The sequence below is a fragment of the Phytoactinopolyspora endophytica genome (assembly GCF_004138495.1).
GTDB lineage: Bacteria > Actinomycetota > Actinomycetes > Jiangellales > Jiangellaceae > Phytoactinopolyspora > Phytoactinopolyspora endophytica.
Window position 1 is genome coordinate 184,731 of sequence record NZ_ML142860.1, and the last position, 360, is coordinate 185,090.

Consider the following 360-nt stretch of genomic DNA (forward strand, 5'->3'; position numbering starts at 1 on the left):
CGAGCTCGATGGTGGCCGGTGCGGCGTCGCCGAGCTCCTCCGCCACCGGTTGGCGGGTCTGCTGCGAGGCGCCCAGGTCGCCTTGCACGAGGTTGCCGAGATAGGTGAGGTACTGCACCGGAAGGGGTTCGTCGAGCCCAGCGCGCTCACGGAAGGCCGCCACGATCTCGGGGTCGGCCGCAGCCTGATCGCCGAGCACAGCTTGGACCGGATCTGCTGGGATGAGATTCGTGAGGGTGAAGGTGGTGAGCGTCACCCCGAACAGCAGCAGCACGGTGATCCCCGCTCGGACAACGAGGTACCGCGCCAGGGGGTGCATACCTCCCGGCGCGGCCTGCGTTGTCGTACTCGTGCTAATCG

The 360-nt window shown here is 68.1% G+C and carries 1 pseudogene; it reads right to left on the reverse strand.

Annotated elements, in window-relative coordinates:
* Nucleotides 1–319 (reverse strand): annotated as a pseudogene (locus ELR45_RS38695) (ABC transporter permease); the annotation flags it as partial.
* Nucleotides 320–360 lie beyond the last annotated feature (41 nt).